The sequence below is a fragment of the Marinococcus halotolerans DSM 16375 genome (assembly GCF_000420725.1).
In the GTDB taxonomy this organism is placed as follows: domain Bacteria; phylum Bacillota; class Bacilli; order Bacillales; family Marinococcaceae; genus Marinococcus; species Marinococcus halotolerans.
This window is the reverse complement of sequence record NZ_ATVM01000004.1, coordinates 132343-155048: the sequence shown is the minus strand read 5'-3', so window position 1 is coordinate 155048 and position 22706 is coordinate 132343. Positions and strand designations below refer to the sequence as shown.

Below are 22706 nucleotides of genomic sequence, written 5' to 3'. Positions count from 1 at the left end.
ATATTCTTATCGTGATTTTGACATTAGAAAGGAAGGCCGTGCATGAATTCTCTCCAATCGCTTAGATGGGCCGGAATCATTGAAGGCATCTCATTTTTGCTTCTGCTCTTTATTGCTATGCCGTTAAAATACGGGGCGGGCTTTGACATGGCTGTCACCGTCGTAGGCGCTGCTCACGGCGGATTGTTCATCCTGTATGTAGCTATTGCTTTATTTGTCTGGGTACAGAAACGCTGGCCGTTTCTGCGTATGCTTATTGCCGTGATTGTATCCGTCATTCCGTTTGGCCCGTTTGTGTTTGAACGCAGCCTGCGGCGTGAAGAAAATGAAGAGCTTGAGCCCGGCGCCGTTTTTTAAACCGAACCTTTCGTTCGGTTTTTTTGTGGGCTGTCGTCCGCTTATAGTAATTTCTTTCAAAACGTGATATAAAGAATTGATGCTGTGAAAAATTTGCAGTTTTTACATAAACCAATTTCTGATGGACGAGGAGTCTCGATGTACATGATTGAATGGAAAAATATTTTACGAGGTATGGCCATGGGAGCAAGTGACGTTATCCCGGGCGTAAGCGGTGGTACTCTGGCATTAATCCTTGGTATTTACTACAGGCTGCTGTCTGCTATCAGCCTGCTCTTTTCACGCCAGTGGAAGCAGCAGCTTGGCTTTTTAATCCCTCTTGGTGTAGGGATGGGCACAGCTGTCCTGTCACTTGCCCATCTGCTTGAGTGGCTGCTTGCCGAACACCCGCAGCCGACGTTTTTTTTCTTTTTTGGATTAATTCTTGGTACAATTCCTTTTATTTTATACAAAGTGAATTACAAAACCAACTTTAAAAAGCACCATTACGTCATTTTACTTATCGCCGCTGTGATTGTCCTCCTCTCGGGTCTGTTCCAGGGGGACGAGGAAGCAGCCGTAATTGCCACCGGCAGCGCAGGAAGCTTTGCCACCTTATTTTTTTCAGGATGGCTTGCGAGTACTGCGATGATTCTTCCCGGCATCAGCGGTTCGTTTGTGCTCGTGATCATTGGCGTTTATCAGACCGTTATCAACGCTTTAACAGAATTTAATCTGCCCGTGCTGTTCACCTTCGGCATCGGGGTGCTCGTAGGGATCGCTATTATGAGCAAGCTGCTGCGTTACCTGCTGCGTGCTCATACTGTCGGAACGTACGCAGTGATTACCGGCCTGCTTCTTGGGTCGCTTTACGTTATATTCCCCGGCTTAAATGACGGCGTGATTGCTTTTATTATCAGTCTGGTGATGTTTGCTGCCGGCCTCATGCTGGCACTTTTCCTCGGCCGGATTGATCGTACAAGAGCAGTGTAATTCCTATAAACAAAAGAGAAGGGCCGGCTGCGGTAGAATTCCGCAGCCGGCCCTTTGTCAGGCTTTCAGCACATAAATAATTAAACAAATCCAGCCGGCAATAAAAGCCACTCCGCCTAAAGGAGTTACGGCTCCCAGCCAGGAGATACCGGAAAGCGACAGCACATACAGGCTCCCGGAAAATAAAATGATGCCCGCAAATAAAAGCCCCCCGGACCATCCCAACAGCGCTGATCCCCCGCCGGTATAAGCTGCTACAGCGCCGATAGCGATCAGTCCCAGGGAGTGATACATATGATACTGCGCTCCGGTATTATACGTTTCAATCATCCGGTTCGACAGCCGGCCCTCCAGACCATGGGCGCCAAACGCCCCAATTCCTACTGCCAGAGCAGCGTTTACTGCCCCTAATACAACGAGTACTTTCCACAGCATGCCCAAGTCTCCTTCTTAATTAAAAATCCAGTAAATTACCTTCGGTGGACGGGATTTCTTTTTCCTCCTCATCCGCTGTCCGTCGCGGCTTCGGTGCCGCAGGCGTTTCTGGAGAAGCTGACGGTTTTGGCTGCGGAGATTCTGCAGCCGCTCTCTTCGCTTCCCCGGCCTTTGAGGAAAGCAGAATATCACAATAGTTTCGAAGCGTTCTTGCATGCTCCTGCAGCGCCCGTTCGTCTCCCTTTTCTCCCTGCTCTGCGAGCTGGAGCAATTCTTCTTCCATTTTTTCAATCACGGTCTGAACAGATATGTGCATAAGCTCTGCCCTCCCTTTCTCTGCTTCAAAGCATTCACACGTGGAATCCCGTCAAATTATATCATATGTACAGCCCGATGCCCTACGTTTTCCTTTATTGTCACGAGACTTTCGCAATTTGCTGAAGCGCAGCACAAAAAAACTGCCGCACCGGAAAGTCCGGTACGGCAGGAAGCTTCTTTTATTGACTGAACTCATTTTGAATTTCATGCATCTTCTGTACTTTATTTTCCCAACATTTCGGGCTTAAATCGACTGGATATTCTTCGGGATTTAACGAGCGTTTATATTCCTCCCATAAGAGCGGCAGGTTCGATTGCATATAAGCCTGGATATCTGCTACGGATGGCAGACTGTATACAAGCTTTCCGTCTTGAAATATTGTTTCATGAAGATTCACCGCTTTGAAGTTCTGGACTTTTTTGCTGATGTACGTGTGAACAGGGTGGAACATATGCAGCTCCTCCTGCTTGTTTGGCTCTTCACCAGAAAGCGTAATGTAATCCCCTTCCGAGCGTTCGTTTTCAGTATTTATAATCCGGTAGACGTTTTTCACACCCGGGGTAGTCATTTTCTCCAGATTGCCGGATTTTTTTGCTCCGATTTTCATCGTGTCGCGCATGCCGCCATTATTGTTTTCAATCGCCACAAGCTTGTATACCGCTCCGAGGGCAGGCTGGTCATACCCGGTGATAAGCTTTGTACCGATGCCCCACGTATCAATTTCTGCTCCCTGGGATTTTAAATTGGTAATTGTATATTCATCCAGGTCTCCGGAGGCGATAATCCGGGTGTCGGTAAAGCCGGCCTCATCGAGCATTCTTCTTGCTTCTTTGGACAGGTAGGCCAGGTCTCCGCTATCAAGGCGCACGCCTTTAAAACGAATATTTTCCCCCATCTCTTTTGCGACCTTGATAGCATTAGGCACTCCGGAGCGCAGGGTGTCATACGTATCCACTAAAAATACACAGTTTGTGTGGTGCTCGGCATACATTTTAAAGGCTTCATATTCCGTTTCACATGCCTGTACCATGGAATGCGCATGTGTGCCCGCTGTAGGAAGTCCGAACACTTTTCCGGCCCTGACATTACTCGTTACTTCAAAACCGCCGACAAAGGCCGCTCTGCTTCCCCACAGCCCGGCGTCAAGCTCCTGGGCCCGGCGCAGTCCGAAATCCATAGCACGCCCGTTCCCGCCCGTCACCTGCTTAATGCGGGCTGCTTTAGTAGCAATCAATGTCTGGTAGTTCACCATGTTTAACAGTGCGGTTTCAATCAGCTGGGCTTCTCCAAGCGGGGCCTCTACTTTAATCATCGGCTCGTTACCAAAAACAAGCTCGCCCTCTTTCATCGCATAAACGCTGCCGGTAAACCGGAGATCCGCTAAATAGGAAAGAAAATCTTCCCCGTAGCCTGCTTCTTCCCGCAGATAAGTAAGATCCTCTTCTGTCATCCGGAAATTTTCCAAAAAATGTACGACCCGTTCCAGCCCGGCAAATACGCCAAACCCATTGCCAAACGGGAGCTCCCGAAAATACAGATCAAATACCGCTTTCCGGGTATGCATACCGCTGCGCCAATACGTTTCCACCATATTCACCTGATACAAATCGGTATGCAGCGATAAGCTGTCATCTTCATAGCGTGTCATTCCAATCCCCCCTTAAACATCCTGATAATTATACTTCCTTGAGCCGTTTTTGCGCTACCTGTACTTTTTCACTTCTTCTTTCCTTTGAAACTCGTTTCCGCTCCGATCTTATCCCGGGTTCATCTACATTTAAAAAAGAGCCCGCCCTAAAATCAGGCGCGGACTCTTATACGTGTGTTTACTTCTCTACAAGTTCATAGCCGTAGGCTTCGATCTTCGCATAGTCTTCTTCGTCAACCACCCAGTACTGGCCATCGTTATTGCGGACAATGACTTCCTTTTCCGATGCGTCTTCACGGGCGTTCTCAAGCTCGTCGAATTTTTTCGCCGGCACTTGAATATCTTCTACAATAATAAATGACATGAATAAAACACCTCCGTTGTATCGAAAGTGTTCCCGTTCACTTCTTTATTCAAACAAACATAAAGAATTTTTTAAAAAAGGGACTTTTTTATTAAACCGTATCCCAAACACAATTCCTCAACTTGAATTCTTATCCCGGACGGAGAGCACAGCTTTAATGCCGGCAATATTTAACCCCTGGTCGATAAGCTCTTTGATTTCCTGACACCGATCAATATCATTCATCGAAAACAGGCGCTGGTTCCCCTGATTCCGCTCTGGATTGATCAACCCCTGTTCTTCGTAGTAACGGATTTGGCGAGCTGACAATGATGTGATTTCTTGTACCACGCTAATGGGAAAACAAGCAGCATTACGAGGAATATTACCTTTCACCGCGCCCTCCTCCTTTATAAATTTTTTCAGCCTGTCGCAGGAACTTACCTCCGGCGGTGACTGAGATGTGCATATACGTCCTGAAGCGTTTCATAGCCAAGCTCCTGTACCGTCTGGATGGAGCGTGTCCAGAGCTCGGCAGCCATAATGGCATCCCCGAGGGCATTGTGCCTGCCTTTTATCGGAATATCATAATAGTTGCAGCAGTCATCGAGCGAACGAAATTCAAAGTCCGGCGCAGCAATGCTGAACACAAACGAAGTATCAAGCAGGCGATGCTGAAGGTTTGTCCCCATCGTCCGGTACGTATACTTTTGCAGAAACTTTCGTTCATGTGAGGCGTGATGGGCTACGAGTATGTCTGCCTGGGCAAACTGATAGAACTGCTCGAGAGCTTCGCTGATCGACTGACCGTCTGCTTCCAGTTCTTCCGCTGTTAAGCCGGTGACTTCGCTCACCTCCGGAGACACCGCCTCCGGTTCATGTACAAGCGTATAAAAGGCATCGTCACGAACCAGCCGGTTGTGTTTAATTTTAATAGCCCCCATCGACAATATCCTGTCTCCGGCATCCGCGTTAAAGCCCGAGGTTTCCAGATCAAGGACGGTGACGTTCAGCGAAGACAGCGATTTCTGCAGAGGCTGTTCTGCTTTTACGTCTTTTTGCAGCTGACGCATAAAAGACTGATGCTGGGGATTCGCGGAGTCCAGACCGCCAAACCGACTTGAAATACTGCGCATCCATTGGAACATTTAAAAATCACCCGACTCCATGATTTTTTTTGTATGCTGAAACAAGTGCTTTCCTTCTTTTAATGCAGACTTCAGCTCGGACTTCTGGGTTTTCGAAAGCTCTTGCACCGGCACGTAGTGAACGTCTTCATAGACATTTTGTTTCCTGGAAAATGAAGCCCGCAGCTCCAGCAGATTTTTAAAATGCACATCCTTGCCCTTCACATAGGAATGTTTTTCCGACACCTGCCGGATACGTTCTATCGTAGAAGAAGCATGAATGCCTTCATAAATGGCCAGCAGGCGCAGGGCATGAACGTATGGAAAAAACCCGACATCTTTAATGTGCATCGAACCTGCGTACTGTCCTTTTTCTTCCGGGAGAAGCTGCCCGAAAGCATTGAGCCCTTTGTGCAGATAGGCGGTATTTTCTGATAACCGTTTTAGCACCTCTCTCCGGCCGGCCTGCTCGAAAACATGCTCCTTTACGTCCTCAAGAAGTTCATCTTCACCCACAAGTGTCCTGGCATCGATAAAGGTGAGCAGATGGCGGAACGGTCCCCATTCATCGGCTTCAATCCATCTGTCCACCTGCTTTTTCCACCCTTCCACCCCGTGGCACCAGCGTTTATGCGAAGCCATAACCAGCCCTTCACAGCGCGGGTAACCAACGATGGCCATCCCTTCACGTATTTCCGCACCCAGACCGAGAAAATAATCCTGATGTTCGTCGTCTGTCCCTTCAAAAACAATACCGTGATCCTGGTCACTGAACTTCGCCTGTTCCTGTCTTCCGGCGCTTCCCATAAGAAAAAAAGCAAAGTGAGCAGGAAGGTCTCCCCGCTCACTCTGATGATGATGAACAGCAAGAGTAACCGTTTCTGAAATCCACTTGTCGTGGGCTTCATTAAGCTTTACTGGCTCTCCCGCCAAATCGTCCATCTTCTCTTCTTTGTCTTTTTTTATTTCTTCATAGCTCTTAAAGGAAGGTTCTGCTGAAAATCCCTGTGTTTGTGAGAATGAAGAATTCGACATATTTTATGCTCCTGTTCTTTCTGAAGGATTGTCTGTGGTAGGCTGCACGTTTTCCGGATAGCCGTATGCACCGTGCTCACTCATATCAAGACCCATGATTTCTTCTTCCTCCGATACGCGAAGTCCGCCGATAATCGATTTCGTAATTAAGAGCAGAATGTAGGAAGCAATAAAGGCAAACAGCCCGCACGCTACGACACTGATAATTTGTACACCAAGCTGGGTTAACCCGCCGCCGTAGAACAACCCGGCGCGGCCGCCGTTCATTTCAGCAAGCTGTGGTGTGGCAAAGAAGCCAGTCGAAATCGTTCCCCAGGCACCGGCCATACCGTGCACTGAAAGGGCAAAAATCGGATCGTCGATGTTGCGTTTTTCAAAGAAACGAACGCTGAAGAAGCAGATCATACCGCCAATGGCGCCGATAACTACGGAAGCCCATGGAGCTACAAATGCGCAGGAAGCGGTAATTGCTACAAGCCCTGCAAGTGCTCCGTTAAGCATGCTTGGTACATCTGCTTTCCCAAGCACCGCCCAGGCAATCAGAAGTGCTGCAAAAGCACCCGCTGCAGCTGCAAGCTGCGTGTTCATTGCCACGTAGCCAAAGAAGCCGTCTGCTACACCGAAGGTACTGGCACCATTAAAGCCAAACCAGCCGACCCAAAGGAAAAGTACACCTAAAGCAGTAAACACCTGGTTGTGGCCGGGAAGATTGTTGACCGAGCCGTCTTTATTGTATTTCCCAATACGCGGCTTAAGTAAAATCGTTGCCGCAAGAGCACCCATCGCACCAGTCAGGTGGACTACTGTAGAACCGGCAAAGTCCTGTTTGCCAAGACCGGAAATCCAGCCGCCGCCCCAGATCCAGTGTGCTACTAACGGGTATACAATGGCCGAGAATAAAATAGCGAATACTACGTAAGCAGCAAGCTTTGCACGTTCAGCGAAGCCGCCAAAAGCAATCGTAAGGGCAATCGCTGCAAACGCCAGCTGGAAGATAAAGTCAACGGCAGGTGTCAAACCGTCTGCAGTGCTTGCATCTCCGTAAAAGAAGTTCGACGTTCCAATAATGCCTCCGACATCGTTGCCGTAGATAAAGCCGTATCCGACAGCCCAGAAGACGAGTGAGGAAATTCCCAGTGTGAAGATTGTTTTTCCTGCAATGTGCCCCGCGTTTTTCATCCGAGTCGAACCTGCTTCCAATAGAATAAATCCACCCTGCATAAGAATAACTAAAATAAATCCAATCATAACCCAAAGGTTATCAAGCAATACTATCGGATCCACATTTTTTCCCCCTCTGTTATTATCGTGCAAGATTCATGTGAACTTAGTTAACATCTTGCGTTAAATAGTATTTTACCGTTTAAATTTTCAGAATCTAGTATTGTGTAAGATAATCTTACACAGAAATATCGGCTTTGTTATTTAAAAATTCGAAATACCAGTGATATATAAGGGGTTCAAAAGGTTTACTTTTTTACGAAATATTTTTGTTTCTTTTGCTTTTGAAAGCGTTACCTTAAAAAAGCCTATTATATGCCAGTACTTTCTCCCGCAAAAACAAAAAAAAAAGACGATAAAATTAGTTATCGTCCCAGTTGTTTATTTCTATTCGGTTCTGCTACGCGGCCTGTTTTTGAATCAGCTTCTGCAGCAGGCGTACAAAAAATGGCAGACAGATAAATAAAACGAGAACCCTTATGATATGAAGACTCGACACAAGAGTCGGCTCCAGATTTAAGGCAATCGCTGTGCTGCTCATCTCTGCTGCCCCTGCTGGTACTGTGCTAAGCAGACTCGTTACATACGGCAGACCGGTTGCAGCGTGAAACATCAGAGCGAGCAGCAGGCTGAAAATGAAGTAAAACCCAAGAAGCACCGCGCTCGGGCGTCCTATTTCTTTTAATTTGTAAAATGTCGGACGGTCAAAACGAATACCGACCATCACTCCGAGCAGAGCCTGACCGCTGCCACCGATGACAGACGGCAGCCCGCTGTCTGTTGTCACCACCCAGTGACCCGCTATAAACCCAATAATTAACCCGTAAAATAACGTCCCTGCTGGCACTTTATACAAATAATAAAGCAGAACCGTTACGACCACGCAGATACCGAACACTCCCATTACTAGAGGGGAGACTTCGGACACCACCGGTCCGGCGCTTCCTATCGAGCCAATGTCCATCGGGGTCGTAAGACCAATAAAAATTGGTATTGTTAACACAAACAGCGTTATTCGCGTAGTGTGAAATGCGGCGACCATGCGGTTATCGGCTCCGTAATCGCTGCTTAAGCCGATCACCTCTGAAGCCCCTCCCGGCACGCAGCAAAAATAAGCCGTCAGCGGATCCAGATCTGTCCAGCGGTTCATCAGCCAGCCAAGACCAGCACCGAGCGCCATCGTTAAGCTGAGCGTAAGGATCAGCGGAAAAATATACTGCCCCAGAAGAGCAAAGATGCCGGGCTCCATCATAAAACCGATGTTGCAGCCAATCAGGGCAAGAACGGTACGAAACGGCCAGCCATCAAACACGAGCCGTTTGTATGCCATACCGCAGACAATTCCCGTCACGAGCCCGCCGAGCAGCCAGCCTGCGGGCAGCTGTAAGTAGGAAAACAAGCTGCCTGTTAATAAGGCAGCTGCTAATAATAGAAGTTTTGTCCGCTTCATCATGATGCCTTCTTTCTTCATTCATCCATATCGGTTAATATTATAGCATCTTGATGAAATTGAAAAACCTTCCCGTTATTTCCTGCATTAATTGCATTTTATTCACGGCATAAGTGTTTAAATAGAAATTGCGAAGGTTATACGAAAAATATCATTTGCTAAAAGGAGGAAACAAACATATGACTGCCGGCATTTACAACATCGACGCCGTCCAGGCCGATGGCACAGAAAAAACGCTGAACGAGTACAAGGGAGATGTGCTGCTGATTGTCAACACCGCTTCAGAATGCGGATTCACACCGCAGTACGAAGAATTGGAGGAGCTGTATCAACGCTACAAAAACCGTGGTTTTCAGGTGCTCGGCTTTCCTTCGAACGACTTTGGCGGCCAGGAACCGGACACAATTCAAAATATCACGGAATTCTGCGAGACCAACTACGGGGTCAGCTTCGACATTTTTGATAAGGTCCATGCCAAAGGAAACGAAAAACACCCGCTGTTTGACTGGCTTCTGGAGCAGACCAGCCCGGATCGTGAGATCGAATGGAATTTTGAAAAATTTCTTGTTTCCCGCCGCGGCGAAGTTCTCGGCAGCTTCAAAAGCAGCACAAAGCCAACCGATCCGAAAATAACGGGCATGATCGAAACAGGCCTTCAGCAGTCGCAAAGATGGTAAACATAAAAAAGCAGCCGGCATATTCGCTATGCCGGCTGCTTTACGTTGTTATTTTGTCGTTGATGCGTAATCGAACTCGTCCGGGTGCAGACCGTAACGGGCGTTTTCATTCATGCCGTTGATCGTATCCATATCCTTCGTATCGAGTTCAAAATCGAACACTTCTGCATTGGAGCGGATCCGATCGGCTGTAACGGATTTAGGAATAGATACAACCTTATTTTGAAGCGCCCACCGTATCAAAACCTGCGCCGGCGTTTTGCCGTGCTTCTCAGCAATTTCCTTCACCGCATCATGTTCAAGAAGGTCCCCTTTGCCAAGCGGTCTCCAGCCTTCAAGCTGAATATCATGGCTTTGGCAGTATTCTAACAGGGCTTTTTGGAAAAGGCGCGGATGAAACTCCACCTGGTTGACCATCGGTGTAATTTCTGCCGTTTTCAGCAGCTCTTCGAGGTGCTGGTCGGTAAAGTTACTGACACCTATTGCACGCACTTTGCCATCTTTATAAAGCTTCTCGAGCGCTCCCCATGTTTCCTTAAACTTTCCGGGAACCGGCCAATGGATTAAATAAAGATCCACTACATCGACGCCGAGTTTTTTACGGGAGCGCTCAAAGGCTTCCAGCGCTTCGTCAAAGCCATGTTCGTTATTCCAGAGCTTTGTGGTAATAAATAATTCATCACGCGGCACTCCGCTTTCCTGAATCGCTTCTCCGACGCTTTCTTCGTTGTCGTAAAAAGAAGCGGTGTCAATCGAGCGGTAGCCTGCCTGAAGAGCAGTTAAAACAGCATTTTTTACTTCTTCGCCTTTTTCCGCCTGATAGACGCCAAGGCCCAGCCACGGCATTTTTACTCCGTTTGCTAAGGTTGTTACAGATGTTTGAATACTCATGTACGATCTTCCTCCTCTGTTGGAATACACCAGTCAATTTCGGGACGCCCTGCTTCTTTTAAAAACTGATTTGTTTTTGAAAACGGGCGGCTCCCGAAGAATCCTTTATTGGCAGAAAATGGACTCGGGTGTGGTGATTTAATGACTAAGTGGTGTTCATTTGTAATAAGCTCTTCTTTTGCCTGCGCATGGCGTCCCCACAAAATAAATACCACGGGATACTCTTTTTCATTTGTCTGCCGGATCACTTCATTTGTGAAGGTTTCCCATCCTTTTCCTTTGTGCGAATTGGCTTCTCCTTTTCGCACCGTAAGTACTGTATTCAGAAGAAGCACTCCCTGCTTTGCCCAGGCCACCAAAGAACCGTGACGAGGTTTTTCACAGCCCAGATCTTCTTCCAGCTCGGCGTGAATATTTTTCAGCGAGGGCGGGATAGAAACATCAGGATTTACTGAAAAACTTAATCCATGAGCCTGTTTCGGACCATGATACGGATCCTGGCCGAGAATCACCACTTTTGTATTCTCGTAACCTGTATAATGCAGAGCGTTAAAGATATCGTGCATATCAGGATAGACGGTTTTCTCCTGATACTCTTTTTTTAAAAACTTCCGCAGCTCCTGATAATACTCTTTATCGAATTCCTTATCGAGTACAGGAGCCCAGTCGTTCTGTAGAATTTCCATAGCCGCGTCGACTCCTTCGACTGCTGATTTCTTTTACTACTTGCTCTAAATCCTTAATATCCTTTTTTTAGAAAAATCAAACGTAAACACTCCGGGAATTGTCAATATAATGCCACGCCTATTCATTGTTTTTGCGGCACGGCCGCGTTACGATTAAAAAGACGGTAACGTGATTCGGCATAGTGAAGGAGCGGCAGCCCATGAATGATACAGCGGCGACACAGCCAAGAAGCCTTAAAGCCATCATTTCCCTGGTCCTGGGGTTTGATGCATTCATTTTTCTTGTAATTCTTTTTCCTTTCAGCCTGATTTTCGGTATTATTGGTTTGTGGACCGGGCTTAAAGCATTAAAGGATATTAAAAACTATCACTACCGCGGCAGAAAAGCAGCTTTAGCCGGAGTGATTTTCAGCTTCATTGGAATGATAATAGGAGCTATTATTACGTTAAATGTATTCGTATTATGAGAGAAGTATCGGCGCTTTAGGTCTTTCTAGACCTAAAGCGCCGAATTTTTTGCATAAAGCAAAGCATTCCTTCAAAAAGGAATCGCTCACCAAAAGAAGCTTTCGGCAAACAAATGCTTGTTTATCCTTCCCTCTGGCAGTACTATATAACTATTAAATACATTTTATCAGGAGGTTATATGAATAAAAAGCTTGTACCTGTCGTAGGTCTTGTTTCCTTATTCATGCTTTCAGCCTGCAATACTTCTTTAGAGACCGAAGCTGCTTCAGGATCTTCTGCGAAAGAAGAACTGCAGGAAATAAAGGAAAAGAACGAGAAACTAAAAACAAAAATCTCTAATCTTCGGGAAAAAAATGAAGAACTCCGGGAGAAAAAAAGTGATTTAAAAGAAAAGAAAACAAATTTAAAGACAGAGAACCAGGTCTTACTGGAAGAAAACGAAGAGCTTAAGGAAGAAAATTTAGAATTAAAAGAAGAGGTGGAGACCTTCAACGAGGAGGAAGAAGAGGTAGAAACTTCAACTGAATCCAGCGAAGAAACAAATGGCAGCTACACGAACGTTATCGCTTCGATTACTGAAGACGAGGCAGAGACCCGCATTAAAGAAAATGCGGAGAGCGACTGGCCTGACGACTATGTCATGCAGGATTTTGTCATAGAGGAGCAGAGGGCTGCCTACCAGAGCTTATTAGAGCTTTCCATCGACACCAGTACAAAAGAAACGCTTCTGCAAAACGCTTACGACGACTGGGGTTATGATTTTGTTATGGTTGAATTTGCCTATGAAGAACAGTTAAGTGCCTACAATAATTAACTGTTAAACAAGCGCCTGCTCCTTTAAGAGTAAGCGCTTTTTACATTCCTTTTATTTATGATAAGGACTCCCAGCATTAATCTGGACTGCACGGTAGATCTGCTCTGTAAGCATCAGGCGTATTAATTGGTGCGGAAAAGTTAATGCGGAAAACGACCATTTAAAATCAGCCCGTTTTAACACTTCTCCAGATAGACCGAGAGAGCCGCCGATGACAAAAACGATGGTGCTCGTTCCCTGGACGGCCAGGTCCTGGAAGGTTGCAGCCAGCTGTTCAGAAGAAATCATTCTGCCTCCCGGATCGAGAGCAATCACGTATCCACGTTCGGGAATCTTTTTGAGAATGCGTTCGCCCTCTGTATTCTTTACCTGCTCATTTTCCTTCTCACTGGCCTGCTCCGGTGTTTTTTCGTCTTTTACTTCAACAATTTCCAAGGAGCCCTGTCTGCTCAGTCTTTTTTTATATTCTGCGATTCCTTCATTAATGAATGTTTCTTTGCATTTTCCGACAGCAACAATCAATATATTCACAGGTCTTTTCCCCTCCAGCTTATTTTTCCACAGAAATTATCCACATATTCACAAGTGAACGAGACTGAAATCCCACGGTAAACTCTGATTTATTTGAGCAATATTCACAGAACGTGGATACTTTTCGGTTTTCATCCACAAACTTATCCACAGATGGAAATTTTTCTTCTCTTTTTTCCAGAGCTCGGCTGATGCTTCTTCTATGTCTTCTTTACAGCAGTATGTCAAGGCTTCTACTTCTTTCTCTATACAATTTTTCCAGAGTCTATTGTAGCATAGATTTTCTTTCTGCTGATTGTCTCTATATTTATCCACAAAAAAGGGACCTTCGTTAGAAGGCCCTTAAAGAAATGACTTATTCACCTGTGGAGGCGGTCTGTGTTAATTCTATCTCGGTGGTCTGTTCTTCACCGTTCCGGTAATAAGTTACAGTAACTGTATCCCCAATCTCCGTACTATTGTAGAGATAATTCCGGAGGTCACTGCCTCCCTGAACTTCTTCACCGTCAATTTGAGTGATGACATCGTTTTGTTCCAGTCCTGCCTCCTGGGCATCAGAATTGGGCTGGACCTGGGTCACGTATACTCCGTGATCCACATCTTCCGGCAGTCCCAGTTCTTCTGTCCAGTTATAGCTCGATAGTTCGGAAATAGACTGAATAGCTACCCCCAGCTGCGGGCGTTCTACTTCACCGTCTTCTTCTAAATCCTCAATGATCGGCAATGCCACTGACGTTGGAATCGAAAACCCGATGCCTTCCACCGAAGACTGGGCAATTTTCATGGAATTAATTCCAATTACCTGACCGGAGCTATTAACTAAAGGACCGCCACTGTTACCCGGGTTAATCGCCGCGTCTGTCTGCATGACATCTGCTTCCCAGTCGTTCTGTCCGTCTCCGTCATAATCTACCGGAATACTGCGGTCTTTTGCACTGATGATTCCTTCTGTCACCGTTCGTGACAGATCTGTGCCGAGCGGATTGCCGATAGCAATTGCCTGATCACCCACCTGCAGGTCATCGGAGCTGCCAAAATCCGCTACAGTGTCTATCTGCCCGCCGTCTACTTTTAATACGGCCAAATCGGTATAAGGGTCAGTGCCGACAATCTCTGCTTCAAGCCGGGTATCGTCCTCGAGGCTGATTTCCACAGAGTTTGCCCCTTCCACGACGTGGTTATTAGTAACAATAAACGCTGAGCCGTTTTCCTTCTTGTAAATGACGCCGGAGCCGGTGCCCTGTTCGACAGAATCTCCTTCTTGACCTTCGCTGCCCTGAATACCGGCGTTTTCTGCCTGAACCTGATTAAATACCCCGACTACAGCCCCGGAAACTTCGTTTGCTGCTGCCGTCACCGTTCCAGCTTCTGCACTGACTTCTTCCGTAGAAACGTCGGATTCTGAACCATTGTTCGATACATCCGCCGTTCCATCAATCGTTTCATTATTTTCCCCTGAAACCGAATCATATATAAACGGTGCTGATACTGTCATTACCCCCGCACCGATAATTGCCCCTACAAAGCCTGCGATACCTACGTTTCTGCGACTTTTTCTATGCCTCTGGCTTTCCTTTCTTGCATGATCATCATAATAACCCATATTCCGACACTTCCTTTTTTCATAAGATACCGGGACTTCCTCCATTGCTTTTGACTCACGTTGTAATAAAGACCCTTTATCATACCCGTCTCGGGTGCCGGGATGTATATTTATTGTACGAAGAAAAAGCACACCTCGTCTAGTAAAAGGCATGCTTTTGATAATTTTTTACGTTTATAGAGAATACCCCACAGGTGTACCATATATTTTCGTTTAAAGCGTGTGCAGACTCGTCGGAATAAACGGATCCGTATCGTAGAGGTGAAACGTATGGCCTATCCCTGTTTCCTCTTCTTCCAGGACCTGCTTTACTGTCATTCGCGCCAGGTCCTTCATGTTGTTGTCCCGACTTAAATGTGCGAGATAGATCCTGCTCGTCCGGTCTCCCACAATATCAGCAAGCGCATAAGCGGAATCTTCGTTCGACACGTGCCCGGAATCGCCCAGAATACGCTTTTTGACATTCCATGGATAGCGGCCCATGCGCAGCAGGTTAATATCATGGTTTGATTCAAAAATGTACGCATCGGCATTTTTGACCGTGCCTTTAATCTGGTCACTGACGTATCCCATATCTGTGGCAAGCGCCAGCTTTTTGCCTTCATGGTGAAACACAAAAAACATGGGATCTGCTGCATCGTGCGAAACGTGGAAGGGCTCAAGCTCAATATTGCCAAATGCAGCCGGCTGATTGCGGTCAAGGTGAAATTTCTGTTCAAGGGGCACCTTGCCGATAAGCCCTTCCATGGCCTGCCATGTTTTTAAATTGGCATACACCGGCAGCTGGTATTTCCGGCTTAATACCCCCACACTTTTAATATGGTCGCTGTGCTCGTGAGTAACTATCAGTGCGTCCAGAGCTGCCGGGTCAACGCCGATAGCATATAAATTTTCTACTATTTTTTTGCCGCTCAAGCCTGCATCAATCAACAAACGCTGTTCCCCCGTTTGTACGTATATAGCATTGCCTGTACTGCCGCTGGCAAGTACGCTGAACTGCAGTGTCATTCTATCCTCCTGCTTTCCCTATTCATTAGCCGGTGCTTCTTCCCCGTTTTCCGCTGAGCCATTTTCTTCCGGGTCAGAGCCATTTTCCGGCACTTCCGGTTCGACCATGATGTCCTCTTCGCCGTTATCCTCCATTACCTGCTCCCATGACTGGACGCGCTGGGTTCTGGCATTCACCAGGTACCTTGATTCTCCGTTTACTTCCACAATATACATCGGTGTATATAAATAAACGTTTTCTCCCTGAGGTGTAACCTGGTTAAAGTAACCAACACTCACATCGCTTACCGTATCATTTGTCTGCAGAATACCATTGCTCGGGTTCCCCAGGGCTTCGATAGCATCTTCTGCCGGGATAGTGCTGTCTGCTGGAGTAGCGTCGAGCTCAAAATACGACTGGCGGAAGCCGACAATCTCGTTCTGCTCGTTAAACACCAGCTCAAGCTGGGCGGACGTTTCCGGTTTATAAATTTGTTTATCGTCAAATGTCTGGTAATAGTACTGCCTGTTTAATTCTTCATCCATCTGTCCCTGCTCATAGTCCCCTGCATTCCAGACATAATTGTTTAAAAAGGAGGCCAGATCCTCGTTCCGGTTATCCTCAGATATTTCCACCGGCTCCTCGAGTGTGGCGCTCATTCCAATCAATCGTTCGTTTGATATATACGTAATGTCATTAATGTTTGAATTGTTTTCTACTTTCTGGGAGCGGCCGCCGCTTTCAAAATCCACATAGCTCGCTTCAAGATGAAGCTGTTCAATCCGGTCCGGCAGATCCTCTTCAGAGTAACCGTAAAGCCGCTGTTGCGATTCTTCCCCGCCAGTCTGGGAAGCAGAGCTTTCCTGATAATTCGTCTGCTGTTCTAAATAGCTGGAAAGCAAAAACGTGTTAAGAAGCAGGAAAACAACGATAAAAATGGTCTTTGTTCTCGCCCAGTCCATCTTATTCTCCTCCTTCTTCGTCAAACTCTACCGGAGACCAGCTGCCATCGCAACGCACAAACCACCCAGGCTCCATATCATAGTAACCGGAATTCTCCCCGTTTCTTGAAATGCTGTAGCCGATTTGTATATCTTCAATCAAAGAAGAGCTGCACTGCTCCTGCACGGCATCGAGCGTTTCTTCTCCGGTTGATAGGTCGGTGGAAACGCCGGCGTCCCCGGTTCTGATCGGATTGTTTTCCAAATCAAACAGCGGCCGGGAATATCCACTCGTTTGCGTTCCTACGTTCGACACCTGAATGGAAGCAAAATCGCTGCCATTGGAATCCCGGAAAACGGGAAGACCGCCTTTATTCATTCTGAATGTAACCGTCGTTTCTCCGTCCACAGTATTGGAATCATAATACTGGTAACCATCCGACCATCCGGCATGATTGTTTACAAACTCAAAGGAAGAAACAAGGCTGCTTGTATCATTTCCGTCTGTCTGCTCTGAGTAGGTCGGGTTGGCGTAACGAAGGTAATCTCCGGCGTCATTTATACGCAACTCTCTCGTACCGTCTGTAATGACTTCCGAGGAATCATAATTGTAGGTCTGAAGGTTTTGTCCGTTCCCTTCCGGCAGTAACACCTGCTGAAAGCTGTTGGCTGATAAACTCGTAGAGGCATAGGTATAGTTCGTTCGGGAGCCCGGGTCTTCGGGGATATAAATATGCTTCTCGTACCCGTCTTCATCAGCACTGTAGGTAAGCATGTTTTCATGCTCTGAGAGGTATCGTTCGTACTCTATATCGCTTTTATCGAGGCTTGTATTGCTGTTTACGATCACGCCCTGATCGTAGGAAACAAACGCAGCATTCAGCTCCTCGCTCCCCGGGGAAGCTGTTAATATAATACGGTCAACCGAGCCATCCAGGATGCTCGCTGCTTCATCGCTTTCATCTTCAAAGCTGAACAGTTCATTGATCATCGACCACGATACTGACGATGGAAATACAAGTTCCATCGAATATGCTGCTGAAGCTGCATTTTGGTAGAGCTCGTCATGCTCCAGGTCAGTCGCTGTCGTTTCAGTAATACTTGCCTCTTCGAGCTGCCGGAAGACCTTGTCCAGATCGGCTGAAGCCTGATCCTCTGTCATGAGAACACTCCTGCCATTTGCACGCACTACTCCCTGATTCGGCCTGACGACTTCCCCTGCTTCCCGGGTCTCAGCTATTTCTGTCGTTTCCTGTACGGTTTCCGAAGAATTGACGCTATCATATTCGGGCTGAAACGACCAGTTCTGCCAGGTAAGAAGCAGACTGCCTATTACTAAAATCGTTAACACCCAGGATTTGATTGTTTCTTTCATGATCCAGCCTCCGCTTTATTAATCACTGAATATGGCAGCGTAATTAATATAGTGGTTCCTTTTTTCCATTCACTGTCAGCCGCAATCCTTCCACCATGCGCATGGATAAATTCCTTGGCAATCGCAAGCCCGAGCCCCGTGCCGCCGAGATTTCTCGCTCTCGCTTTATCCACCCGGTAAAACCGGTCAAAAATACGGTGCTGGCTTTCTTTCGGGATGCCTACGCCCTGGTCGCTGATTTCAACATCTACAGCATCGGCACGCGTAAACATCTGCACACTGATCTCCCCGCCATCCGGCGAATATTTCACGGCATTCGAAAGCACGTTATCAAAAACTTGATAAATCCTGTCTTTGTCCATGTCTACGTATACCGGGTAGGAAGGGACCTCTTTATAAAAAGCAATATTTTTATCCTTGTTAATCATTTCAAACCGTTCAATCACCTGATTGATCATTTCAGACAGGTCTACAGTAAAAAAGTCTAAGCTGATTTCGTCACTGTCCATCCGCGAAAGCTGAAGCAGGTCGTTCACGAGCCGGATCATTCGGTCTGTCTCGTTCTGGGTCACCTGTAAAAAGCGGGGCCCCAGATTTTCGTCCTGCATCGCCCCGTCTTCGAGAGCTTCCATGTAGCTTTTCAGCGTAGTCAGCGGAGTTCTTAATTCGTGGGAGACGTTTGATACAAATTCCCGGCGCTCTCTTTCAATCTTTTCCTGCTCCGTAACGTCGTGAAGCACGGTAATAAGACCGGTAACCGGTCCGTCTTCGTTTCGCACGATTGAAAAGTTGGCCTGCAGCAGAAAATCCTGTTCCTCGCTGCTGAAATCCAGCATGATTGCTTCATTGTAATCATATAAATCGCTCGATGTCAGTGTCTCTGACAGGTGCAGGGCTTCCGTAATATAGGTGCCCTCCATTTCCTCACTGTTTTTGTTTAACAGCTGCTCGGCGCGTTTGTTCATCAAAATAATGCGCCCAAGCTCGTCAGTGGCTATAACACCATCTGTCATATGAGTCAGAACCGAGCTTAATTTCTTCCGTTCGTCCTCGGTGCTTGCCTGGCTTTCTTTTAATTTCAGCGTCAGCTGGTTAAAGGAATGGGCGAGCTGCCCGATTTCGTCGTTACCGTATACGCGTACTCTGCGGGAAAAGTCTCCTTCTCCCATAATTTTCGCCTGGCGCTGCATGTCTGCGATTGGCCGTGTAATCGTGCGGGCAAGCAGAATCCCCAGGATCGCATTTAAAATCAGTACTATAATGCTCGCTGCAATCAAAATACTGCTGATGTCATTCACCAGGCTGTACACGCTCGACATATCGGAACGCACGTACAATACACCCAGAATTTCTCCGTCTTCTTCGATTGGCCGCACAATTAAGCTGACCCTGTGGCCGCTGTCGGCATCCCAGCGTACCTCTTCAAGCGTGTTCCCTAATAACGCCCGCTGCACAAGGTCATCGTTCGATTGATTATTGACGATATCCTGTTCGTTTATGTTCGACGTGCCTAAAATAATTTGGTTGGAGCCGATAACCCTGGCTTCGGGACTCGAGTGTCCCGGATCATTGTTTGCTCCTGAGTTGGCAAACTGGCTTAATAAACTGTCGATATCCTCCTGAACCGTATTATCGTCTTCTCCTCGACTCTGTGTCAGTTCTTCCTGCACATTATACTCCAGAAGATCTGTCTGCTCGGCGAGCGTATCATTAAAATTTTCCACGAGCGTATCTTCAAGGGCGCTCGTGAAAAATACGGTAATGAACTGCATCGCTACAAAAATCAGCAGCACGAAGATCAAAATGAGTTTAAAATGAATCGATTTGAAAAAATCGATAATCTTCATACATTACTTCTCCTGTTCTGGATGTTTTAAGTAGTACCCAACACCACGTCTAGTCACAATCCACTCAGGGAAGCTCGGATTGTCTTCTACCTTCTCTCTCAAACGGCGCACCGTTACGTCCACGGTACGTACGTCCCCAAAGTAATCATAGCCCCACACGGCCTGGAGAAGGTGCTCTCTTGTCATTACCTGACCGATATGGCGACTGAGATAAAGAACCAGTTCAAACTCACGATGCGTAAGATCTATCGGCTCACCGCGTTTTGTCACTAAATACGCATCCGGGTCCACGAGAAGGTCACCGATTTTTATAGCATTCTGCGGCTCGGTGCTTCCTTCTTCTGCTGCCGGCTGCTTCCTGCGGAGATTGGCTTTAACTCTGGCCAGAAGCTCCCGGTTGCTGAACGGTTTGGTCACATAGTCATCTGCGCCGAGCTCGAGGCCGAGCACCTTATCGATTTCCCCGTCTTTAGCAGTTAGCATGATGATTGGCATATCAAACCGCTTCCGGACTTCCCTGCATACTTCCATGCCGTCCTTGTTTGGAAGCATAACGTCGAGAAGAATCAGGTCCGGCCCGAAATTATCCACCTTTTCTAAAGCTTCATCGCCGTCGTATGCACAAACAACCTGAAATCCTTCTTTTTGAAGATTAAATTCCAATATATCAGCAATTGGCTGTTCGTCATCAACTACTAGTATTTTCTCATCCATGTTCCCACCGCTCCATTCCTCAAATGTGAAAAGGCATAAATTCAGTCATCTATGTGTAGTAACACCCTGCACAGGTATGCCTCTTTATGTTTATTGCAAACTATTTAAGAGGATTACAATTCTCTTTCACATTGTAACATAGCTCTTTATCTGTTCCTATCGAGGCCTAAAGCCTGTGAAAAAAGCGCCTGGACGTCAATGTCCAGGCGCTGGTTATTTTATAAAAATGGTGGCTCGAGACGGAATCGAACCGCCGACACGAGGATTTTCAGTCCACTGCTCTACCGACTGAGCTATCGAGCCATATTAAGAGAAGTGCTTTTGCTTGAGTGCTGCTCTTACTTTTGGAGCCACTGTCCTTACCCTCATGCTTTGCTTATTCGAGGAAGCAATTCGGGACGGACAACTCGCAGAACATTCGGAGAAGTATTGCTTGTTGCTCTACCGACTGAGCTACCTGGCCATATGAAAGGGAGTGCTGCTTTATCATGCGTAAATCGGAAAAATAAAATGGCGGGCCTGACGGGATTTGAACCCGCGATCTCCTGCGTGACAGGCAGGCATGTTAACCACTACACCACAGGCCCTTTTTAAAAAGAATACACTGCGAATCTTTTTGCCTGTTCATTTTCTGTCTGATAAAGAAAATGGTGACCCGTACGGGATTCGAACCCGTGTTACCGCCGTGAAAGGGCGGTGTCTTAACCACTTGACCAACGGGCCTTTCATGGTGAGCCATGGAGGATTCGAACCTCCGACCCTCTGATTAAAAGTCAGATGCTCTACCAACTGAGCTAATGGCTCCTGACAAGAAGAAATTGTCGATATGGATAACGACAACATGAGTAATATTATCACGTCACAGATGCAATTTCAACTAGTTTTATATGAAAAAAATGATTAGTTGAAAAAAGCATCCGCCTCTATGGCAGATGCTTAGTGGTTTTTATTGGATCGCCCATACACCACGGACCATATTTGTCTGATTCCGATCCGGTCCTACCGAGAAAATGCTGATAGGAATATTGGTCAGCTGAGAGATACGTTCAATGTAATGACGGGCATTAACCGGAAGATCGCCGAGCGACGAAGCACCGGTGATATCTTCTGTCCAGCCTGGAAGCTCTTCATAAATCGGCTCACACTCCGCGAGTACTTTCAGGCTTGCAGGGAATTCTTCCATAATCTCTCCCCGGTACTTGTAGGCCTTGCATATTTTCAGTGTTTCGATACCGGTCAGCACATCAATGGAATTTAAAGATAGATCGGTAATACCACTAACTCTGCGGGCGTGACGCACAACTACGCTGTCGAACCAGCCAACACGGCGGGGCCGGCCGGTAGTGGTCCCGTACTCGTTTCCGACTTCACGAATCTGCTCTCCAGTTTCGTCAGACAGCTCTGTTGGGAACGGGCCGTCGCCCACGCGGGTCGTATACGCTTTGGAGACGCCCACCACATGCTGAATTTTGGAAGGTCCTACCCCTGAACCGATGGTCACGCCGCCGGCGATAGGATTCGAGGAAGTGACAAATGGATACGTCCCCTGATCGATATCAAGCATGACGCCCTGAGCGCCTTCAAACAGCACCCGGCGGCCTTTATCGATCGCTTCATTTAATTCTACCGACGTATCACAGACGTACTTCGCAAAAAACTGGCCGTAGTCGTAGTATTCATTCAGAATATCTTCAAGCTCAAAGCCTTCTGCATCGTACATTCTTTCGAGCAGGCGGTTCTTTTCTTTCAAATTCCGCGACAGCTTCTCCCGGAATTCATCTTTATCCAGAAGGTCGGCAATACGGATTCCAACGCGCGCAGCCTTGTCCATATAAGCCGGGCCAATGCCTTTACGGGTAGTTCCAATTTTATTTGTTCCCTTGCTGTCTTCCTCCACGGCGTCAAGACGCAGATGGTACGGAAGAATAACGTGGGCGCGGTTGCTGATACGAAGGTTGCTTGTATCCACTCCGCGCTCATGCAGATATTCCAGTTCTTCGACGAGCGCTTTCGGATCAATCACCATTCCGTTTCCGATAATGCAAGTTTTATTATCATAAAAGATTCCGGAAGGGATTAAATGCAGCTTGTATTTAGTCCCTCCAAACACAATCGTATGACCTGCATTATTTCCACCCTGGTAACGGGCCACAACCTCCGCATTTTCTGATAAGTAATCTGTTACTTTTCCTTTTCCTTCGTCTCCCCACTGAGTTCCCACAATTACTATTGACGACACAGCGTCCACCTCCACAATCTCTCCT

Annotated in this window: 24 protein-coding genes and 4 tRNA genes; 5 read left to right on the top strand and 23 right to left on the bottom strand. The window is 47.0% G+C overall.

Features of this window, described 5'->3' with window-relative positions:
• Window positions 1-42: 42 nt before the first annotated feature.
• Window positions 43-357: a DUF3817 domain-containing protein gene (locus G548_RS0104710; protein WP_022792993.1), complete on the top strand. Its 315-nt coding sequence runs from the start codon at window positions 43-45 to the stop codon at window positions 355-357.
• Between the two features lie 144 nt (window positions 358-501).
• The gene (locus G548_RS0104705) at window positions 502-1329 is read left to right on the top strand and encodes a DUF368 domain-containing protein (protein WP_022792992.1); all 828 of its coding nucleotides are present in this window, start codon (window positions 502-504) and stop codon (window positions 1327-1329) included.
• Between the two features lie 57 nt (window positions 1330-1386).
• On the opposite strand, the gene G548_RS0104700 is transcribed toward G548_RS0104705, so the two are convergent.
• The 9 genes from G548_RS0104700 to G548_RS17370 all read right to left on the bottom strand — a co-directional run bounded on the left by G548_RS0104700 (window position 1387) and on the right by G548_RS17370 (window position 8907).
• Entirely contained in the window at window positions 1387-1764 is a 378-nt protein-coding gene (locus tag G548_RS0104700; protein WP_022792991.1) for a DUF423 domain-containing protein, read from the bottom strand.
• Window positions 1765-1783: 19 nt separating this feature from the next.
• Window positions 1784-2080, bottom strand: a complete 297-nt coding sequence (locus G548_RS0104695; RefSeq protein ID WP_022792990.1) for a DUF5327 family protein — start codon at window positions 2078-2080, stop codon at window positions 1784-1786.
• Window positions 2081-2261: 181 nt separating this feature from the next.
• Entirely contained in the window at window positions 2262-3731 is a 1470-nt protein-coding gene (locus G548_RS0104690) for a nicotinate phosphoribosyltransferase (RefSeq protein ID WP_022792989.1), read from the bottom strand.
• Window positions 3732-3909: 178 nt separating this feature from the next.
• Window positions 3910-4095, bottom strand: a complete 186-nt coding sequence (locus tag G548_RS0104685; protein ID WP_022792988.1) for a hypothetical protein — start codon at window positions 4093-4095, stop codon at window positions 3910-3912.
• A gap of 117 nt (window positions 4096-4212) precedes the next feature.
• Window positions 4213-4470: a MerR family transcriptional regulator gene (locus G548_RS17375; RefSeq protein WP_022792987.1), complete on the bottom strand. Its 258-nt coding sequence runs from the start codon at window positions 4468-4470 to the stop codon at window positions 4213-4215.
• Window positions 4471-4514: 44 nt separating this feature from the next.
• A complete protein-coding gene (locus G548_RS0104675) occupies window positions 4515-5222 on the bottom strand; it encodes an exonuclease domain-containing protein (protein WP_022792986.1) in 708 nt (235 codons plus the stop codon).
• Window positions 5223-6236 carry a DUF294 nucleotidyltransferase-like domain-containing protein gene (locus G548_RS0104670; protein WP_022792985.1) on the bottom strand — a complete coding sequence of 338 codons (1014 nt, stop codon included), beginning with the start codon at window positions 6234-6236 and terminating at the stop codon, window positions 5223-5225.
• Between the two features lie 3 nt (window positions 6237-6239).
• The gene (locus G548_RS0104665) at window positions 6240-7520 is read right to left on the bottom strand and encodes an ammonium transporter (protein WP_022792984.1); all 1281 of its coding nucleotides are present in this window, start codon (window positions 7518-7520) and stop codon (window positions 6240-6242) included.
• A gap of 337 nt (window positions 7521-7857) precedes the next feature.
• The gene (locus G548_RS17370) at window positions 7858-8907 is read right to left on the bottom strand and encodes an AbrB family transcriptional regulator (protein ID WP_022792983.1); all 1050 of its coding nucleotides are present in this window, start codon (window positions 8905-8907) and stop codon (window positions 7858-7860) included.
• A 179-nt stretch (window positions 8908-9086) separates the two neighbouring features.
• Between G548_RS17370 and G548_RS0104655 the strand changes: the two genes are divergently transcribed.
• A complete protein-coding gene (locus tag G548_RS0104655; RefSeq protein WP_027847205.1) occupies window positions 9087-9584 on the top strand; it encodes a glutathione peroxidase in 498 nt (165 codons plus the stop codon).
• Between the two features lie 48 nt (window positions 9585-9632).
• Here the strand turns inward: G548_RS0104655 and G548_RS0104650 are convergent, their stop codons facing one another.
• A complete protein-coding gene (locus G548_RS0104650) occupies window positions 9633-10475 on the bottom strand; it encodes an aldo/keto reductase (RefSeq protein ID WP_022792981.1) in 843 nt (280 codons plus the stop codon).
• Window positions 10472-11161, bottom strand: coding sequence for a uracil-DNA glycosylase (locus tag G548_RS0104645; RefSeq protein ID WP_022792980.1), 690 nt, complete (start codon window positions 11159-11161; stop codon window positions 10472-10474). The genes G548_RS0104650 and G548_RS0104645 overlap by 4 nt, the downstream gene beginning before the upstream one ends.
• A 200-nt stretch (window positions 11162-11361) precedes the next feature.
• On the opposite strand from G548_RS0104645, the gene G548_RS0104640 reads away from it, so the two are divergent.
• Entirely contained in the window at window positions 11362-11628 is a 267-nt protein-coding gene (locus tag G548_RS0104640) for a DUF4190 domain-containing protein (RefSeq protein WP_022792979.1), read from the top strand.
• 179 nt (window positions 11629-11807) lie between these two features.
• Window positions 11808-12443, top strand: a complete 636-nt coding sequence (locus tag G548_RS0104635) for an SH3 domain-containing protein (RefSeq protein WP_022792978.1) — start codon at window positions 11808-11810, stop codon at window positions 12441-12443.
• A gap of 51 nt (window positions 12444-12494) precedes the next feature.
• Here the strand turns inward: G548_RS0104635 and rlmH are convergent, their stop codons facing one another.
• The 12 genes from rlmH to G548_RS0104570 all read right to left on the bottom strand — a co-directional run bounded on the left by rlmH (window position 12495) and on the right by G548_RS0104570 (window position 22681).
• Window positions 12495-12974 carry a 23S rRNA (pseudouridine(1915)-N(3))-methyltransferase RlmH gene (gene rlmH / locus G548_RS0104630; RefSeq protein ID WP_022792977.1) on the bottom strand — a complete coding sequence of 160 codons (480 nt, stop codon included), beginning with the start codon at window positions 12972-12974 and terminating at the stop codon, window positions 12495-12497.
• 355 nt (window positions 12975-13329) lie between these two features.
• Complete coding sequence (locus G548_RS0104620) at window positions 13330-14577, bottom strand: S1C family serine protease (protein ID WP_022792975.1); 1248 nt, start codon at window positions 14575-14577, stop codon at window positions 13330-13332.
• A gap of 213 nt (window positions 14578-14790) precedes the next feature.
• Window positions 14791-15585, bottom strand: coding sequence for an MBL fold metallo-hydrolase (locus G548_RS0104615; protein ID WP_022792974.1), 795 nt, complete (start codon window positions 15583-15585; stop codon window positions 14791-14793).
• 18 nt (window positions 15586-15603) lie between these two features.
• The gene (gene yycI, locus G548_RS0104610; protein ID WP_022792973.1) at window positions 15604-16527 is read right to left on the bottom strand and encodes a two-component system regulatory protein YycI; all 924 of its coding nucleotides are present in this window, start codon (window positions 16525-16527) and stop codon (window positions 15604-15606) included.
• Window position 16528: 1 nt separating this feature from the next.
• Complete coding sequence (locus G548_RS0104605) at window positions 16529-17881, bottom strand: YycH family regulatory protein (RefSeq protein ID WP_022792972.1); 1353 nt, start codon at window positions 17879-17881, stop codon at window positions 16529-16531.
• Entirely contained in the window at window positions 17878-19728 is a 1851-nt protein-coding gene (gene walK / locus G548_RS0104600) for a cell wall metabolism sensor histidine kinase WalK (protein WP_022792971.1), read from the bottom strand. Before walK ends, G548_RS0104605 begins: the two co-directional genes overlap by 4 nt.
• 3 nt (window positions 19729-19731) lie before the next feature.
• Window positions 19732-20442, bottom strand: coding sequence for a response regulator YycF (gene yycF, locus G548_RS0104595; RefSeq protein WP_022792970.1), 711 nt, complete (start codon window positions 20440-20442; stop codon window positions 19732-19734).
• 227 nt (window positions 20443-20669) lie between these two features.
• Window positions 20670-20745, bottom strand: a tRNA-Phe gene (locus G548_RS0104590).
• A gap of 208 nt (window positions 20746-20953) precedes the next feature.
• A tRNA-Asp gene (locus G548_RS0104585) sits at window positions 20954-21029 on the bottom strand.
• 61 nt (window positions 21030-21090) lie between these two features.
• Window positions 21091-21165 (bottom strand) — tRNA-Glu (locus tag G548_RS0104580).
• Window positions 21166-21170: 5 nt separating this feature from the next.
• Window positions 21171-21246 (bottom strand) — tRNA-Lys (locus G548_RS0104575).
• Between the two features lie 142 nt (window positions 21247-21388).
• Window positions 21389-22681: an adenylosuccinate synthase gene (locus tag G548_RS0104570; RefSeq protein WP_027847204.1), complete on the bottom strand. Its 1293-nt coding sequence runs from the start codon at window positions 22679-22681 to the stop codon at window positions 21389-21391.
• Window positions 22682-22706: the final 25 nt, after the last annotated feature.